Origin of the sequence: [Clostridium] scindens, from assembly GCF_019597925.1 — a bacterium.
In the GTDB taxonomy this organism is placed as follows: Bacteria; Bacillota; Clostridia; order Lachnospirales; family Lachnospiraceae; genus Clostridium_AP.
Map to the genome: position 1 here is coordinate 3,042,264 of NZ_CP080442.1, position 17,665 is coordinate 3,059,928.

Genomic DNA, 17,665 nt, shown 5'->3' on the forward strand with positions numbered 1-17,665 from the left:
GTATATCCTCCTTTCTATCTGACAAACTCCTGGCCTCTCTTCTCGACCGGAATCTGTATCTCTGTTACAAATTCCTTTGGATCATCCGTTGTAAAATCATCCATGTGGAATTCTTCCCGGATATTTCCGACTATCTTATAGTCATTTTCCTCAATCCATGTAAGTATCGCCTCGTAAGCGTCGATCACGCTTTCGTGTTCTCCTGTATGCAGCAGGTATGCCACTTCCCTGTAGCCCTCCTGCTTTTTACAGCGGATCCTGTCCGTCTCCGGGAACGGCGCCAGAACCCTTTTGAGAATCTCTACCTGAATCTCGTCACTCTTATATACGGAGTCATAATAAATGGTAAACCGTTCATTTCCTGTCTTGGCCCTGCATTTATTCAGGTATTCCAGAAGTTCGGACCACAGCGCTTCCTGGGTGGAATAGGTGCTGATGGAGGCTTTCAGGCTTGCTACCTGCATCTCTTCCACCGGCTTGATCCCCACGTTGTAGGATGACAGTTCAATACCTCCGTTTTTATCCAGTTTTTTCTTCAATAGTTCAATTGTCTGCTTCTTTTCGTTCAGTTCCTTAATCTGCCGGTCAAATTCCAACTGCTTGAGTTCCAGCACCCCTTTTAGCAGAGTATGGTCTTTATCGATCTCCTCCTTCATCAAATAAGTGATTTCCTTTAAAGACAATCCCATCTCCTTCAGAAGAAAAATCTCATTCAGAATGGGAATCTGCGATGATGTATAATAGCGATATCCTGTGGTTTCATCCACATATTTAGGCCTCAAAAGCCCTAATTCATCGTAATACCTCAACGTCTTTCCAGAAATTTTGTAGATACTTGCTAATTGTCCAATCCGAAACATATCCTCGCCTCCTAGCGCCTGAATCATATGTTTAAATTGTTTGAACACATTGTAAAAGATTCCCCCAAGGGCAAAGTCAATAGCAATCTGTTATTTTGTATAGTTTTTTATTTTTTTCAGAATCTTTTTGTGCATTTCCAACAATTCGTCACATTAATTTTTTTATATTCTTACTAATGCCAGCGCATATAGTATATCTCAGGCGCGTTTTTTATTCATTTCCAATATTTTCCATCAAAAAAGTGCCAGGGAACTTCGATGCCTTCCCCGGCACTTTGACTGTTCAACTTAATTTTGCAGAAAAGAAGAGGATACGTACGCTCCCTTTTCAGGCAGCAATGTCGTATCCTCTTCTCTCTTTCATCACTGAATCATATTCAACTATTTTCAAACACTTTATACAAAACAGAAACCTACTACCAGATAAGCAGCCATAGCCAGCGCTCCGCATACCAGCGCATAAGGAAGCTGGGTCTTAACATGGTCGATATGGTCTGCGGCGGCTCCTGTAGACGACAATACCGTCGTATCGGAAAGCGGAGAACAGTGGTCTCCAAATACTCCGCCGCCTGCTACTGCCGCAAAACTTGCGATTACCAGAATTGTAAGCGTTCCGCCGGTAAAGTTAAATGCCAGCGGCAGCGCGATTGGCATGCAGATTGCAAAAGTTCCCCAGGAAGATCCTGTGGCAAACGCCATAACGGCAGATACCAGGAAGATGATTGCCGGGAGCAGATGCGGCGTCAGCAAGCCTTCCGTCATATTGATGATATAGTTTGCGGTACCCATCTGCGAACTTAATGCATTTACGGAATAAGCCAGCGCCAGCAGCATGACTGCCGGAATCGCGCCTTTTACGCCGTCTGTCAGAGTGCTCATCACCTCTTTGAATGGGATTCCCTGGATCATCATGCTGACGGTCATAAAGATGACTACCATCAGAAAGGCTTCCATGGTCTTGGCAGAACTAAAAGCGATATATGTACCGATCGCAATACTGATGATCATCAGAACCGGGAAGATGAAGTTCAGGAATATCCTTGGCTTAAGTCCCGGGTATGCCTCCATGTCCGTAAGTTCCTTGCCAATCAGCGGAGTCGCCCCATCCCGCAGTACCTTTCCTTCTTCCTGGGCTCTGCGCTCAGCCTTCTTCATCGGTCCGAAGTCCTTAATGATCCCGGATGCCAGAAGTCCTACGAACAGAACCGCAAAGATCGGATAGAAGTTAAACGGAATCGCCTTCAGGAATAACGCGGACGCATCCTTGTCAGTCGCGATGCATCCCACGCCTACAGCGAGTCCCATCAGGTAGGCTGCCCATCCGGTGATCGGCATCAGAACGCTGACCGGAGCGGATGTGGAGTCGGCAATATAGGCCAGTTTTTCTCTGGATACCTTTGCCTTGTCCGTAATGCTTCGCATAACCGAACCTACGAATAACGGGCTGAAAGAGTCGCTGAAGTAGATGAAGATGCCCAGAATCCACGCCATCAGCTGTGCGCCTTTGCGGCTTAAATTCCTGTCATGCACCTTCTGAGAAAATCCCTGGATCGCTCCAGTCTTCTGAAAGTAAGCCACCAGAATGCCGATAAAGGTATTCAGAAGCATAACCCAGGAAAAACTGGTGGTGCCAAGGCTCTCTTTTAAAAGCGTCGGGAATCCGAACAGGCCCTGTCCGGACAGCAGTGTTCCGGTAATACAGGCAATTGCCAGCGCAACGATCGTATTTCTCGTTACGAATGACAGTACGATTGCCAGGATTGCCGGGATGATTGATATAAATCCCATTGTTTCCATTAGATAAAAGTCCCCCTTTTCTTTTGTCTATAACTTTATAAAATTATCGGATCGGCTGACCGTAGCCGGCGGCGCCGGATCCAAAGCCCTATCGCTTATGCCCAGGATATCTTCCGGACGGATCCACGGACGATTCTGAAGCGCGCTGGTCTCCTCATGCGTCAGGTAGCCTTGATATGCGGTAAGGCTCCGTCTTAAGAATCCGTCTCTTGCGCAGGCTTCTGCAACTCCCAGGTTCAGGATGCTGCGAAAATGCGGAAGCACGGATGCCGCATAGGCAACGGACGTAGAATTGGCAATTGCCCCCGGAATGTTGCTGACACAGTAGTGTACCACCCCTTCTTCCACATACCGCGGATTCTCATGCGTGGTCTCATGGAAGGTCTCCAGAGCCCCCTGCTCATCATTGCTGATATCCACAATGACAGATCCCGGCTCCATCGTCCTTACCATCTCTCTCGTAATCAGATACTGCGTATTTCCCTTCGGCCACTTCACGCAGTTGAGCACCATATCGGTCTCCGGCAGGATCTGGCGGATATTCTCCCTGTTGGAAATCATAGTATTGATGTTCTGCCTGTACTGATTCTGCAGGCTCCTTAAGGTCCCGATGTTAATATCAGCCACCGTAACCCAGGCGCCTAATGCGTGCAGGACGGCGAGCGCAGCCTGTCCTACCACTCCGCCTCCTAAGATCAGAACCTTCATTCCAGGCGCTGCTCCAAGTCCGCTTACGAACTTTCCTTTGCCTCCATGAATGGTAAGCATGGAGTCCAGCCCCATCAGAGCCCCCTGCTTGCCTGCCGCCTCACAGTTCGGAGAGCCATATCTGTGAGAATCTTCTGCTGTGAATGCAATGACTTTCTGATCCAGCAGTGCCTGCACTTCTTCCGGATGCGCAGCCGGATGGATACAGGTAAATACAATCTGCCCTTCTCTTAACAAGCCATATTCCGATGGCTCGAATTCCTTTACCTTAGCCACAAAGTCACAGGTGCCGTAAATCTCTTCTGCCGTATCGACCATGACAGCGCCGGCTTCTGCATACTTTTCATCTGCAAACCCTGCCTTTACACCAGCGCCTTTTTGCACCAGTACTTCATGTCCATCCGCAATCAGGCTGGCCACTTCCACAGGTGTTGCGATCACGCGGTTTTCACCAATCTTGATATCTTTTAATATACCTGCCTTCATTATCTTTACCTTCTTTTTCTTTCCTTCGTATTCTGACGCAAGAATATACATTTATCTGCATATTCACACGCTTTCTTATTATACAAAATTTACCGGATTATCGCAAGAAAAAGCCGTTCTTTTTCCTCTTTTTATAGTATATTAACACTGCGATTGCCAAAAACGGGATAAAAATCATGCATATTATTGGCCATTTTTTTGGTTTTTTCTCATTTTTCTCCTTAGCATCTGCCTTCAGTTTCTTTTCTATCGGCTTAATCAGCCTTTGAAATACCGTCTTCTTAGGCGACACTTGGAATTGCATATGACCGACAGCCTGATTGCCTGCATGGTCAGATGCCCTGACCTCGATCTCATAATTCTTTAAGTCCTGTACCGTAAACTGATAAATCCTGCTCCTTTTATTCGTCTTCTGCGCCTCCCCGTTAATCTTTATCTCATCAATCTGATCCTCCTGATCTTCGAGGGTTACCTGGAAAGTCTTCTCTTCCTCATAGTCCTTCCCGTCTTCCACATCCCGAAACACAACTTGGGGAGGGGTATGATCAATGACGAATCTGGCCTTTGCCGTACCGGTGTTGCCAGCGGCATCAATGGCCTTTACCTCCAGTGTATGCCTTCCTTCTTCCAGGACTTCCTGTCCCATAGGATAGATTCTTCCATCCAAAAGTGTGGTGTATGTATAACTGGTAAAGTCCCGGATCCATTCGCTGGCAGGATAATTCCAGCAGAAACGTTTCAGATACTGATTATCCAGACGGTCTACGTAGCTTATTAACGGACTCTTCGTATCAATAATGAACCGGGCTGCCTTCCCTGCCTCATATCCGGCCTTGTCCGTGCAAGACAGGCTCAACTGATAGATGCCGTCATCAGCCAGTACCTGTCTGGCACATTTCCCGGATTCTGTTTCCGACCATTCCGATACCGGAATCTCTCCGGCATTTCCTTGCGGGTCTTCCCGGCGGGCCCATGCCCTCATATCTTCCATTACATTTTCCTCTTCTACAAAGTATCTTACCTCCACAGGCTTGCTGGTAATCATGTAATCTTCTATCCCCTCTATCCTGGCCTTTGGCGGCTGCCGGTCGATGTAAAGACCGCAGGAACGGCGGGCCGTATTCCCCGCCCGGTCCCTTGCTGTCACCGTAATCTTTATGGAATTTCCTTTGGCGGATGCATAAGCAACCTGGAAGGTGGCCGGTAGTTCCTTGCTCTTTCCAATCAGGGAATTGCCAGAAGCGCAAACCACCTCTTCAATCTGGCTTCCCAACTCCCCATCCTCTCCCGTTACCGTTATCGAAGCCGTCTCCTGATACCAGGCCTCAAATCCCCGGGGCGCCCCAAGCCAAATAGCAGGCGCCTGCGTATCAATAAGGAAATCCTTATCCAGTCTGTACTCCTCTACCTGCTTCCCTTCTCCATCTTCCATCCAGATTGACAGTCTGTTGATTCCCTCCTTAAACTGTTCCCCCGCTATCCTGGCCGCATCGTCTTTCTGCGCCAGTTCCCCTTCCATCATCTGGCCTTCGCTGTCAGCAAACTGGTATTTTGTAACTCCCGCCCCGCTCACATGCGTAATTTCGACTTCCGGCTTCGAAATATAGTATCCATTTTCCCCATCTTCCGGAGGAATGGATACATGAAAGCATTCGATAGGCTCCTCCGGAGGCTCTGGCTCTTCTGGTACCTCTGGCTGTTCTGGATTTTCCGGCTCCTCTGGTGCTTCTGGCTGTTCTGGCCGTTCTAACCCCCTGGAAGTATCCAACGCTTTCCATGTTCCTGCCTCTGATAATTCTCCCTTTAACTTTCCTGCCTCCTTTGGGACTTCCGCATGCAGGATTGACGACTGCTGCCAGTATATCATTCCTAATACGATGACCAATGCTAAAATACTCTTTAATTTCCTACCCATACTTCTTCCCCTTCCACTCGAATCTCATATTCCTTCTGCAACTTCTGAAACTCTTCTTTCTCAAGAATCTCTGGCATCCTGCCAATATATTCCCGGATCGTCTGGGCGCACAATTCCCGGCTGATGGCTGTATCCTTGCACAAAAGCCGGATATGAAGGAATCCCAGGTCCTTTGAATCTTCCAGTTCCCCGACGCCCTTTATACAGGTATTGAGCGCCATCTCCTTCTGCCCGCATGTCTCATAAAGGGATGTCAATTTCTTGTACACTTCTTCCCGCTTCTTCTCCTCTGACTCTAATTCCAATATTTCTTCCCAGACATGCGCCGCCTCCTCAAACGCGTCCGTCTGCTCATAGGCGCTTGCCATATACTCTTTTACTTCCTTTACCTCCTGGTTCTCCAAGTCTTCCCGTTCAAGCCATTCTTCTCCTAGCCTCAGGATATTTTCTGCCCCGTCTCTGGTTTCCAGAAGGCTGTATCCCTTGATCAGACATAGATCATAGCGCTCTTTCTGATCTTTCGGAGCCTCCTTTTCCAGTTCGAGAAGATGCTTTTTCAATTCCCGGCCTGCTCCCGCGGCTTCCCCAGTGCCTCCGCCTCCATCCAGCGCTTTTACGATGGCTTCCAGGTGTTTGGCCGGTGCATAGTCATCCGATACGAGCGCAAGATATTGAAGGCTCTTTTTATAATCTTTCAGTTCCAGACAGTAAGCCATTGCAAGTTCCAGATATGCCTCCTTGCCCGCTGTCTCTTGATCGGAAGCGTCTTTATTGACCGCGCCCTCATTGGCCGCGCTTTTATTTATAGTTCTCTTTTCTGCCATTTCTGTTGCGGGCTCATGGGATTCTTCCGGCTTGCGCCCTCCCCAGAGCACCGTTTTTGCAACTGCGGCAGATAGTATGGCAGCTCCGGCTACAGCCAGGATTTTTCTTGCTTTGGGATAGGATTCTTTTCTTTTTCTGTAAGATGGGATTTGTCTACGAATGTCAGATATGTCTTGATAGGAATGTTTGGATGTGTCTTTCAGACACCTTGATATAATCTTATGGAACCTTGCTTCTTCCCGCTTTTTAAGCTGCGGTTCGGGATCTGCCTCCGACAATATATACTGGATCGTCCTTCCAAGCCCGTAGATGTCCAGGCGGACGCTTGCCTTCTGGTAATAGGCCTGCTGCAGCGGAAGGAAATGCTCCCTGATTACCCTTCTCTGCATAAATCTTAATTGCTCTTCATTGGACTTGGCATCCATATCCAGAAAATGCAGCTGGCCTTCCTGCGTCACAATGATGCTGTAAGGGTTCACATACCGATAGCAGGGATTGCCCCGGCATCTGTGAATCAGTCCCAATTGCCTGGTAATATCCTGAATCCACTCTAGAAGCCTATCCTTAGACAGATTCGGATGGTATCTGAGCCAGACAGCTAAAATGCACCCCTTTACATACTCCGAACTAATATAGCAGGATTGCCCATGCTCGATCAGGCGCAATACATCATAACCTTCTTTTGATGACATTTACATCACCTCTTTTTCTTGCCTTTTCCATTGTCTTTCTGTGGGAAATAAATAAATTTGATACGTCAGATATAAAAGATTCTTTTGAATAATTAGAGTAATACATATATTACTTGATTCCGAGGAAAATTACAAGTGTTTTTTGGGGGGAATTTTTGGAGTTGTGGACGCAGGGGAGACGGGCGCCTGCTCTTACCTGCGCAATCCCCCGCCCGTCTCCCCTGCTGCCGCAATTTGTTGGCAATTCCTGTGATGTGTGCCTGCGCAAATTTTCCGGCTTTATCCTTATTTTGCGATATCCGTATGCAACTTTCTGTGACTCTTCATCCTACTCCAGTCAGAATTCCCGGGCTATCCTACAATTCCAGGAATCCCCTCAACGTAATATTGCCTGCCGCTTTCGAAGAACAGGCCAAGGGAGGCGGGGTGCTGGCTGGTGCCTGTCGAACGAGCCGTAGTCTTTGTTGCTGAAAAAGCCGCCGGAACGTGGCATGGAGATTTTGTCACAAATAAAATCTCTAAGAGTCTCTGAGGTGCGAAATCCTTTCAGGATTTCACGCCGAATAGACTCGGCTGCCACGTTCCGGCGACTTTTGAAGTTACAAAGACAAGGCAAAGAGAGCCAGGATGCCAGCCCGCACCCCGCCTCCCTTGGCCGTCCTCAAAATACCAAACAAAATTACCCCAAATTCCTACTTATGACTCAACTCCTTCGGCGTATACAGATGCCGCGGAATACCATCTACCATAACCGGAGATACGTCTCCTTGAATCAAAGGTCTGACATAGGATATAAACTCGCTCGTCACATACGTGCCTTCCTTGTTCACCCAATCTCTTGGAACAAGTTTCTCGTCATTTGCGATCTTATGCACGTCTTTTACTTCTGTTCCGCACTGGTATGGATCATCGGACAGTCGCTGGAGCACCACCATCTTGCCGGAATCGCCTTCATCCGCTGCCTTTACAGCCGCGCCGCCTACCTGGTATGCTTCCAGGATGTCCACTCTGGAAGCGGCATGGGATGCGGAACGCTGCAGCGTGCTGAGTTCGATCGCACGGGTCTTGCAGCCGATCTCTCCTGCGATAAAGCTTGCAAGGTATGATGCGGTTCCAGATAACTGCTTGTGGCCGAATGCGTCCACAAAGTCAATGCTGTTGCCCAGTTCGCATACATACGTGCCATCATCGGTACGGATCCCCTCGGATACCGCAACTACGATGGACGTCTTCTTTTCCAATAATTTCCTTACCTTATCGCCAAATTTCTTAAGGTCAAATGGAATCTCCGGCAGATAGATCAGATCCGGCCCTTCGCAGTCCTCGCCTTCTGACAGCGCCGTAGCTCCGGTCAGCCATCCTGCATTTCGTCCCATAACCTCTACGATCGTAACGATGCCTTTTTCATATTCCAGGCAGAATCCGTCACGGATAATCTCTTTCATGGACGTGCCGATGTATTTAGCCGCGCTTCCGTATCCAGGCGTATGGTCTGTCAGCGCCAGGTCATTGTCGATCGTCTTCGGGCATCCAATGAATCTGGTTGGATGTCCTGTGATGATCGCATAGTCGGATAACTTCTTGATGGTGTCCATGGAATCATTTCCACCGATGTAGATGAATGCTTCAATATCCAATTTGTCAAGTATGGCAAATATCTTGTCATATACGTCGCGATTCTCATGAATCTCCGGAAGTTTATATCGGCATGATCCCAAGAATGCGGCTGGCGTTCTTTTCAATAATTCTGCATCCAGCTCCGTCTTGATGTGGTCTGCCAGGTCAATATATTTTTCCTCTAATAACCCCTGTACGCCATGAAGCATTCCATATACCTTCTTCGCTCCACGGTCCTTTGCTGTACGGTAGACTCCTGCAAGGCTTGAATTAATCGCTGCTGTGGGTCCGCCGGATTGTCCTACGATAACATTTCTTTCCATAAACTAGTTCCCTTCCTTCCTTGAATTGCTGTCGATATTACCATTTTAGTATATTTTAACATAATTGTCCACAAAAACTCTTATTTTTTATGCACATTTACCGTGGCTACCACATCTATGCCGGTTCCGGCCACATTCTGCGCTACGATATCTCCTATCTGTACCGGCGCCTTGACCGTAATATCCTTCAATGCCTGCATGCAATCCATGATCCGGTCTTTGGGAATCTCTCGTTCCGTCTTAACCGACACCCTGGGAAGTTCCCCTCCCTCCACCTCAAGCGTCGTTGTTACCGTCCTGGTTGGGCTTAAAACCTCCTTCTGGGCATAGGCATACCCCCTCATGCAGCGATTTCCCGACACATCTGCCACCTCATCCTCGTCTACAAGGACCTCCAGCTGGCAGCCGTTGGGACATACGATACATGTCATCTTCATTTTCTCCACCTCATATAGCCTCCTTTACATAATCTGCAGCATGTTTTCCCGCTTCCGCGGCTTCCTGGGACACATGGTCCGCCAGGTCATGCACATGAAGCACGTTTCCGCACGCAAATACGCCTGCCACCGTAGTCTGCAGCCGTTCATCCACCACGGGTCCATGGGTCTTTTCATCCATTCTGGCCCCCAGTCCCCTGGTCAGTTCGTTCTCCGGGATCAGGCCTACCGACAGCAGCAGGGTGTCGCAGCGATATGCTTCCTGCGTTCCCGGGATGGGGTCTTTGTTTTCATCTACCCGCGCCAGCGTTACCCCTTCAATATGGTCTTTTCCCTTGATATCGATCACCGTATGGTTTAACTTCAGCGGAATCCCGTAATCTTCCAGGCACTGGACGATATTCCGGGTAAGGCCGCCGGACTTCGGCATAATCTCAGCCACCACCTTTACCGTGGCCCCTTCCAAAGTCATACGCCTGGCCATGATAAGGCCAATATCTCCCGAACCCAGGATCACGATCTCTTTGCCCGGCATATAGCCTTCCATATTCACCAGCCTCTGGGCTGTACCGGCCGTATAGATTCCTGCCGGACGAAAGCCTGGGACATTAAGGGCTCCTCTGGGGCGCTCCCTGCATCCCATTGCCAGGATGACTGCTCTGGCGCGAAGCATTGACATTCCTTTTTCTCTGCTCATGGCTGTCACGATCTTCCATCCGTCTTCCTGCGCAATGTCTACCACCATTGTATTCAGCCAGTATGGGATCTTCTGCTCCAGCACCTGCTCGATATAGCGCCAGGCATACTCCGGGCCGGTCAGTTCCTCCTTAAATGTATGGAGGCCGAATCCGTTATGGATGCACTGGTTCAAGATACCACCCAGTTCCTTGTCCCTCTCCAGGATCAAAAGACGCTCGATTCCCTGATGCCTGGCACTTAGGGCTGCAGCAAGGCCTGCCGGCCCGCCGCCGATAATCACGATGTCGTATTCTTCCATGCCTTTTGCCTCCCTATAATTCCTCTTTGTCCCGGCCCTTAAGCATCCAGGACTCATCAGATGCTTTCCTCACTTCCAGCAGGTCCATATTCCATTCCCGCGCCAGTATCTCCATAACTTTCGGAGAGCAGAAGCCACTCTGGCACCGTCCCATGCCCGCACGGGTCCTTCGCTTGATCCCGTCCATGGTCCTGGCTCCCAGAGGCCTGTGAATCGCGTCTATAATCTCGCCTTCTGATACCATCTCGCATCGGCAGATAATATTGCCATAGGCCGGATTCTTCCGAATCCAAGCGTTTCTCTCTTCCATGGACATCTGACCGGGGCGCACGATTCCTTCCCGCCTTGCTATATAGTCCTTATTCTTGGGAAGTTTTAGCCGTTCTTCTACCATGCCTGCCACCAATTCGCCGATTGCCAGGCAGCTGGACAGTCCCGGGGACGCGATCCCTGCACAGTCATAGAACCCGTCCTGTGCCTCCCTTATAATAAAGTCTCCATCCTTTTCATGGGCCCGCAAGCCCGCAAAGGATGTAATCACTTGATTCATGGGGATATCTTTAACCGCCCGGCCACACTGTTCCTTAATCTTTTTAAGCCCTTCCCTGGTGGTCTGGATGCCTTCTTTATCCTGGATATCCAAAGCCGTAGGCCCTACCAGCAGATTGCCGTGAACGGTTGGGGTAACCAGCACGCCCTTGCCGTAGGGCCCTGGCAGCGTAAATATGGTTCTTGAGACATGGCTGCCTGCCGCTTTGTCAAGAAGCATATACTCTCCCTTCCTTGGAACAATCTCCATCGGAGGCAAACAGGCCAGATTGTGGATCTGATCCGCATAGACGCCAGCGGCATTCACAACCGTCCTTCCTTCATAAGACTGGCCGGATTCCGTATGCACTTCGTAGCCTCCCGGCAGTCTGCGTATCCGATCCACTTTTGCATGAAAGAGAAATTCTACGCCGTTCATGCAGGCATTTTCCGCCAACGCGATGTTCAATTCAAACGGACATACGATGCCTCCGGTGGGCGCATAAATCGCCGCTACGACTGTATCGGAAAGATGGGGCTCCATCTGCCTTAACTCGGATCCAGATACGATCCTTAATCCCGGGACGCCGTTTGCAATGCCGTTCTCATAGAGGCGCTTCAGTTCCGGCATCTGCTGTTCGTCCGTACAGACCACCAAAGATCCATTCCGTATAAACGGAATATCCAGTTCCTTTGCGGTTTCGCCCATCATCGCATTTCCCCGCACATTCAGCCTTGCCTTCATCGTCCCATGCCTTGCATCATGCCCGGCATGGATGATGCCGCTGTTGGCTTTGGAGGTTCCTGTGCAGACATCCTCGCTGCGCTCCAGCACGCAGATTCTTCCGCGATATTTTGCCAGTTCCCTGGCAATGGCACAGCCCGATACCCCAGCTCCGATTATCACTACGTCATACATGCTCTACTCCTCGTCCTTTGCCCAGTCAAATGCATATTTTACCGCCTTGTTCCAGCCCTTAATTCTTTTCCTTCGTTCGTCTTCCTCAATCTTTGGCTCAAAAGTCCGGTCAATCGCCCAGTTCTTTATGACCTCTTCCTTGCTCTTCCAGTATCCTACCGCCAGGCCTGCCAGATAAGCTGCTCCCATGGCTGTAGTCTCGATACAGCTGGGTCTCTTTACCGGCGCGTCCATGATGTCCGCCTGCGTCTGCATCAGGAAGTTATTGGCGCTGGCGCCGCCATCCACCTTCAGTGAGCTTAAGGAAATTCCCGAGTCCGCCTCCATAGCCTTCAGCACGTCGTATACCTGATAGGCCAGAGATTCCAGCGTTGCCCGGATGATATGGTATTTATTCACGCCCCTTGTGATCCCTACGATGGTTCCTCTCGCATACTGGTCCCAGTGCGGCGCGCCAAGTCCGGTAAATGCCGGCACCACATAGCAGCCATTGGTATCTTTTACTTTCTGCGCCATATACTCCGAGTCCGGCGAAGAGTCAATCAGGCGCAGTTCATCCCTGAGCCACTGGATTGCCGCTCCCGCAACGAATATGGAGCCTTCCAGCGCATAATATACCTTGCCATCCAGCCCCCAGGCAATGGTGGTTACCAGGCCGTTATTCGAGAACACCGGCTTCTCCCCGGTATTCATCAGCAGGAAGCAGCCCGTTCCATATGTATTCTTTGCCTCCCCTGCCTGAAAGCAGGTCTGTCCGAACAAGGCCGACTGCTGGTCGCCGGCTGCCCCGGCGATTGGAATAGGACCGCCGAAGTAAGAAGGGTCCGCCTCCCCGTAGACGCAGCTGGACTCCTTCACCTGGGGCAGCATAGAGGCAGGAATATCCAGCAACTCCAGAATCTCCTGATCCCACTCCAGAGTATTTATATTAAAGAGCAGCGTCCTTGATGCATTGGAGTAGTCGGTTACATGCACTCTTCCTTTAGTCAGCTTCCAGATCAGCCATGTCTCCACCGTTCCAAATAAGAGTTCGCCTCGCTGCGCCTTTTCTCTTGCCCCTTCCACATGATCCAGGATCCATTTGATCTTCGTCCCGGAAAAATAGGCGTCGATCAGCAGGCCGGTCTTTTGCCTGAAGAACTCCGTAAGGCCCTTGTCTTTCAGCGAATCGCAGAACTGGGCCGTCCTCCTGCACTGCCACACGATTGCATGATAGATGGGCTCACCTGTATTCTTATCCCATACGATCACCGTCTCTCGCTGATTCGTGATGCCGATCGCGGCAACATCCTTAGAATCTACGCCGATCTTATTCATCGCCTCAACCGCTACCCCCAGCTGGGTGGACCATATCTCGTCCGCATCATGCTCCACCCATCCTGGTTCTGGGAAATACTGGGTAAATTCCTTCTGTGCCACGCTGCATATCTCTCCCTTTTCATTGAATAGTATACAGCGGTTGCTTGTAGTCCCGGCATCCAATGCCATAATATATCTTGCCATATCCTTCACCTCTCTTAGCACTTCTTGTAAGTTACTATCCATTGTACCAAATCGGCGGCATAATGGCTAGCCTGCCGCGACATTCCCACAGAAATGTATTCTCATATGCAACAGACCTCCCGCAGCTGTAGACTGCGGAAGGTCTGTATCCTTCTTACTTATATGGGCTTAAGATGCCCTCCATAGGCGTCGCCTTGCGGGCTGCCATGTTCCCGCCTGTATTCTGGCATTCGGTATCCTCATTTAAGGATGGTTTTGGCGAAAGTATGATGAAAATGTAATCTTTCAATGAAATCGTTATTATCCGGGAATCACGTTTACCATATCTTTTGGCTCATGTCTCAAATGCCATGCGATCCTGGCGCTCTCTTCGAGTTCTTCGATCGAATAGAAAGCGCTTAATATATCCGAAGCGCCGATAACCGGGCCATGGTTCTGCAACAGATACCCCTCGCTTCTTCCAATATGCTCTTCAAATGCCTGGAAGAGTTCCCGGCTTCCCGGAGGCGCATACGGAACCAGGCCGATCCTTCCTGTCTTCATCTTCAGATACGGCGTATATCCAGGTATTACATCGGCTTCGTCCGGGTGCTTCAGACAGGACCATAAAGTGGCATAAAAACTATGGACATGGATCACCGCGCCTACGCCCTTCTTTTCATACAGAAGCCTGTGAAGCGGATATTCCTTGCTGGGCGCTGGCCCGCCCACATGATTTCCATCCATGTCCATCACAGCAAAATCCTCACTCTTGAGCGTGCCAAAGCAGGTGCCGCTTCCGCTGATATAGATGCATCCCTCATGCCGGAAACTTAGATTAGCGGTCGAGCCCGCCGTCTTTCCTCTCTCAAACAGGCTTTTCGCGGCCCAGACTGCCTGTTCTGCTTTTTTCGCGATTTCTTCGTTCATATCATTTCCTCCACGATTCATTGGCCGTCTGCTCCAGCGCACGAAGGAAAAAATCCGGCTGGCCGAAGTTGCCAGACTTAAGGACCAGCCTTACCCCCTCATTCTTGGCCGGTATCATGACCGGCACTCCCGGGGCGATGCTTTGGCCTATCAGATACGCGTCATAGCCCAATGCCTGTGTTACTGCTCCTGACGTCTCTCCTCCTGCTACGATGATCCTTCTGACACCCGCTTCTTCTGCCTTGACGGCAATCTCCGACAGCGTGCTTTCAATGATCGATGCCATCTTTTCTTTTCCGCATTCCTGTACTTTTTTTACCTTGTCCGGAGAATCCGAACTGTAGATCAGGATTTCCCGTCCGCTGCTATCCTCCATAGCCCGCCTCCAGATACTCTCTGCTGTCTCTTTGCCTTCTGCCAGGCTGTAAGGGTCTACCTTTAAGGAATAATGCCCGGCCTTTTTAAATTCTGCTATCTGTCCAAGCGTCGCGGCCGAGCAGCTTCCAGCCAGTATGATCGCCCGTCCGGGGACGCCGGATTCCGGCAGTTTTTGCTGCGTGACTTCTTCCATATACCTTGTGCATAGTTCCGTCAGTATCCCGGAACCTCCGCTTAAGACTTTCATTTCCCCGAAAATCTCTGCAATCTTGCAGGCGTCTTCGTCTTTTCTATAATCCGGCACCAGATAATAATGTTCCTTGCCCTCAGCCTGTCTCTTAATGTAAGCCTCTATTTCTTCCTTTGTTCCGCGCATCGATTCTTCTCCCAGCATGATGCAGGGATATTTGCTCTGTGCCTCCATCAGTTTTCCCACATGAGATTCCCTCATCGGAGTCAGCGGATGATCCTTCATAGGGCTTTCTTCCAGAAGCAAGCCATTGACATACAGTTTCCCCTGCTTGACGATTCTTCCATTTACCGGAAGCGCAGGGCATATGATACTGGATTCCTCCTGACATCTTTCCAAGAGCGCGTCCATGACGGGGCCAATGTTCCCTTCCGGCGTCGAGTCAAATGTAGAGCAATACTTGCTGTATAGATGGCCTGCGCCGTGTTCTATCAGCCAGTCCGCCGCCATAAGAGAATCCGTGACGGCCTGGTCCCGGTCTATCGTCCTGGTCTTCAATGCAATCACAGCCGCATCAATATCTAGTTCCTCCATATTATGGGGGACTCCATTAAAGAGCATGGTCCTCATCCCCGACTTGGCTATGAAAGAGGCGGCATCGCTGGCTCCCGTGAAGTCATCCGCGATACAGCCGAATAATAATTTTCTGTTCATATTGCCTGCTCCTTTCTCTTATTGTCCCAGCAGATGCGGAAGCGCCATGGATATCTGCGGCAGATAGGTAACCAGCAGCAGCACGACCAGCAAGGCGCAGATGATTGGAATCACATCATGAATCATATCCTTTATGGTAATCTTGGATATGCTGCATGCGGTGAACAGGTTCACGCCCACCGGAGGGGTTACCAGTCCAATGGCAAGATTTACGCACATGACAATACCAAAAGCAACCGTATCATATCCCATAGCCGTGGCAACCGGCAGAAGAATCGGAATAAAGATATAAAGCGCGGATGTGGCATCCATCACGCATCCTGCAACCAGTAGGATGATATTGGTGATCAAAAGGAATGCCCACAGGTTTCCATTGGTAACGTTCATCAGCCAATTTCCGATGTCCGTAGCTATGCCGTCCACCGATATGACCCACGCGAATAAGGAGGCCGCTATGATCACGTACATGACGACTCCTGTCTGGCTGCCTGAATTCACGATCATCTCTGCCATATCGGCCAGTCGGATCTTCTTATAGACGAATATGCCGATAATCAGCCCGTACGCTGCCGATACCGCCGCTGCTTCCGTTGGCGTGAAGATTCCGGAATAGATTCCTCCCAGGATGATGACCGGCATCATAAGTCCCCAGACCGCATCCTTAAAGGCTCTCCATCGTTCTTTTCCACTGGCCTTGGGCATCTGTTTTAATTCAAACTTCCTTGCGCAGAAGATGGTGGCAAATACCAGGGCCGCCCCCATCAGTAGTCCCGGAATTACGCCTGCCATAAAGATCTTGGCAATGGACGCCCCTGAACTTGCTCCATATACGATAAACGTTACTGACGGCGGAATGATAACGCCAATCGCGCCGCCTGCCGCCATAAGCGCGGAGGCAAAGGTCACCGGATACCCTTCCTTTACCATGGAGGGAATCAGGATTACGCCGAGCGCCGCTACCGTTGCAGGGCCCGAGCCGGAGATCGCCGCAAAAAAACAGGACACGATCACGCACACCAGCGCGACCCCATTTTTGCGGTGGCCCACGCAGGCCTTTGCAAAATCAATCAGCTTCTCGGATATTCCCGCCTTCTCCATAATGTTGCCGGCCACGATAAAAAACGGAATCGCCAGTAACGAAAACTTGCTGGATGCCGAAAATACATTGATGGGAAACATTTCAATCGGAAGTCCTGTGACCACGATGCTGACAATGCTGGCAATCCCAAGAGAGACGGCAATGGGTATGTTGCATATTAATAAAATGATAAATATTCCAAATAAGACCAAAGACGTATTCAGCATTACTTTTCCTCCTTCCATCCCGCGATCTGGCTCACAAGGCCTATCAGATACCGAAGCACCAGGATCGCTGCTCCTACAGGCACTGTCAGTCCATAGATCCATTCCGGCCATTGCATGGCCGCGGTCACCTGCTCAAGAAACATCTCCTGACGCACCATCAGCACCCCATAATAGAACATCGTTCCGCACAGGATGATCGCCAGCACCGTTGCCGCGACAGAAAGCACTTTCCTCACCTTTGCCGGCATGAAGCCGATAAAGAAGTCCAGCCCCAGGTGGGATTGGTTCCTGACTGCAACCGATGCTCCGGCAAGGGATGCTATGACAAATAGTCCTGTCACGATCTCCTCTGTAAAGGACAGCGACATGTGCAGCAGGAATCTGGATACTACATTGGCAAATGTCAGGAAAATCATTATGATAAATGTCACGATGCACACATAATTTTCTATTTTTACTACAATCTTGTCTAAGATTTTCACTCTTTAAACCTCCTAATCCAGGTATAAAAATGCCAGGCCGCAATTGGCCTGGCATTCTTTTCTGATTCTTCTACCGGCTC

At 49.9% G+C, this 17,665-nt stretch carries 14 protein-coding genes and 1 pseudogene; all 15 read right to left on the bottom strand.

Annotation, left to right across the window (positions count from 1 at the left end; all coding sequences use genetic code 11):
• Window positions 1-14: 14 nt before the first annotated feature.
• Window positions 15-860 (bottom strand): MerR family transcriptional regulator, encoded by an 846-nt coding sequence (locus K0036_RS14480; RefSeq protein ID WP_025642590.1) that lies wholly within the window; start codon window positions 858-860, stop codon window positions 15-17.
• A 396-nt stretch (window positions 861-1,256) separates the two neighbouring features.
• A complete protein-coding gene (locus K0036_RS14485) occupies window positions 1,257-2,657 on the bottom strand; it encodes a Na+/H+ antiporter NhaC family protein (RefSeq protein ID WP_025642588.1) in 1,401 nt (466 codons plus the stop codon).
• A gap of 27 nt (window positions 2,658-2,684) precedes the next feature.
• Window positions 2,685-3,851, bottom strand: coding sequence for an alanine dehydrogenase (locus K0036_RS14490; protein WP_025642587.1), 1,167 nt, complete (start codon window positions 3,849-3,851; stop codon window positions 2,685-2,687).
• 97 nt (window positions 3,852-3,948) lie between these two features.
• Window positions 3,949-5,766 (bottom strand): hypothetical protein, encoded by a 1,818-nt coding sequence (locus K0036_RS14495; RefSeq protein ID WP_220430047.1) that lies wholly within the window; start codon window positions 5,764-5,766, stop codon window positions 3,949-3,951.
• Window positions 5,751-7,283 carry a hypothetical protein gene (locus K0036_RS14500; RefSeq protein ID WP_220430048.1) on the bottom strand — a complete coding sequence of 511 codons (1,533 nt, stop codon included), beginning with the start codon at window positions 7,281-7,283 and terminating at the stop codon, window positions 5,751-5,753. Before K0036_RS14500 ends, K0036_RS14495 begins: the two co-directional genes overlap by 16 nt.
• Before the next feature lie 351 nt (window positions 7,284-7,634).
• The gene (locus K0036_RS14505; RefSeq protein WP_220430049.1) at window positions 7,635-7,790 is read right to left on the bottom strand and encodes a hypothetical protein; all 156 of its coding nucleotides are present in this window, start codon (window positions 7,788-7,790) and stop codon (window positions 7,635-7,637) included.
• A gap of 185 nt (window positions 7,791-7,975) precedes the next feature.
• Complete coding sequence (locus K0036_RS14510) at window positions 7,976-9,223, bottom strand: 6-phosphofructokinase (protein WP_004605908.1); 1,248 nt, start codon at window positions 9,221-9,223, stop codon at window positions 7,976-7,978.
• 80 nt (window positions 9,224-9,303) lie between these two features.
• Window positions 9,304-9,660 carry a DUF1667 domain-containing protein gene (locus K0036_RS14515; RefSeq protein WP_196813541.1) on the bottom strand — a complete coding sequence of 119 codons (357 nt, stop codon included), beginning with the start codon at window positions 9,658-9,660 and terminating at the stop codon, window positions 9,304-9,306.
• Between the two features lie 19 nt (window positions 9,661-9,679).
• Window positions 9,680-10,657, bottom strand: a pseudogene (locus K0036_RS14520) (NAD(P)/FAD-dependent oxidoreductase); the annotation flags it as partial.
• 13 nt (window positions 10,658-10,670) lie between these two features.
• Window positions 10,671-12,104: an NAD(P)/FAD-dependent oxidoreductase gene (locus tag K0036_RS14525; protein ID WP_220430051.1), complete on the bottom strand. Its 1,434-nt coding sequence runs from the start codon at window positions 12,102-12,104 to the stop codon at window positions 10,671-10,673.
• A 3-nt stretch (window positions 12,105-12,107) separates the two neighbouring features.
• Window positions 12,108-13,607 (bottom strand): glycerol kinase GlpK, encoded by a 1,500-nt coding sequence (gene glpK / locus K0036_RS14530; protein WP_025642575.1) that lies wholly within the window; start codon window positions 13,605-13,607, stop codon window positions 12,108-12,110.
• A 300-nt stretch (window positions 13,608-13,907) separates the two neighbouring features.
• Window positions 13,908-14,516 carry a class II aldolase/adducin family protein gene (locus K0036_RS14535; protein WP_220430052.1) on the bottom strand — a complete coding sequence of 203 codons (609 nt, stop codon included), beginning with the start codon at window positions 14,514-14,516 and terminating at the stop codon, window positions 13,908-13,910.
• Window position 14,517: 1 nt separating this feature from the next.
• Window positions 14,518-15,798 carry a 3-oxo-tetronate kinase gene (gene otnK / locus K0036_RS14540; protein WP_220430053.1) on the bottom strand — a complete coding sequence of 427 codons (1,281 nt, stop codon included), beginning with the start codon at window positions 15,796-15,798 and terminating at the stop codon, window positions 14,518-14,520.
• Window positions 15,799-15,816: 18 nt separating this feature from the next.
• A complete protein-coding gene (locus tag K0036_RS14545) occupies window positions 15,817-17,103 on the bottom strand; it encodes a TRAP transporter large permease (protein WP_220430054.1) in 1,287 nt (428 codons plus the stop codon).
• On the bottom strand, window positions 17,103-17,585 hold the full coding sequence (locus tag K0036_RS14550) for a TRAP transporter small permease (protein WP_025642568.1): 483 nt from the start codon (window positions 17,583-17,585) through the stop codon (window positions 17,103-17,105). Before K0036_RS14550 ends, K0036_RS14545 begins: the two co-directional genes overlap by 1 nt.
• Between the last annotated feature and the right edge of the window lie 80 nt (window positions 17,586-17,665).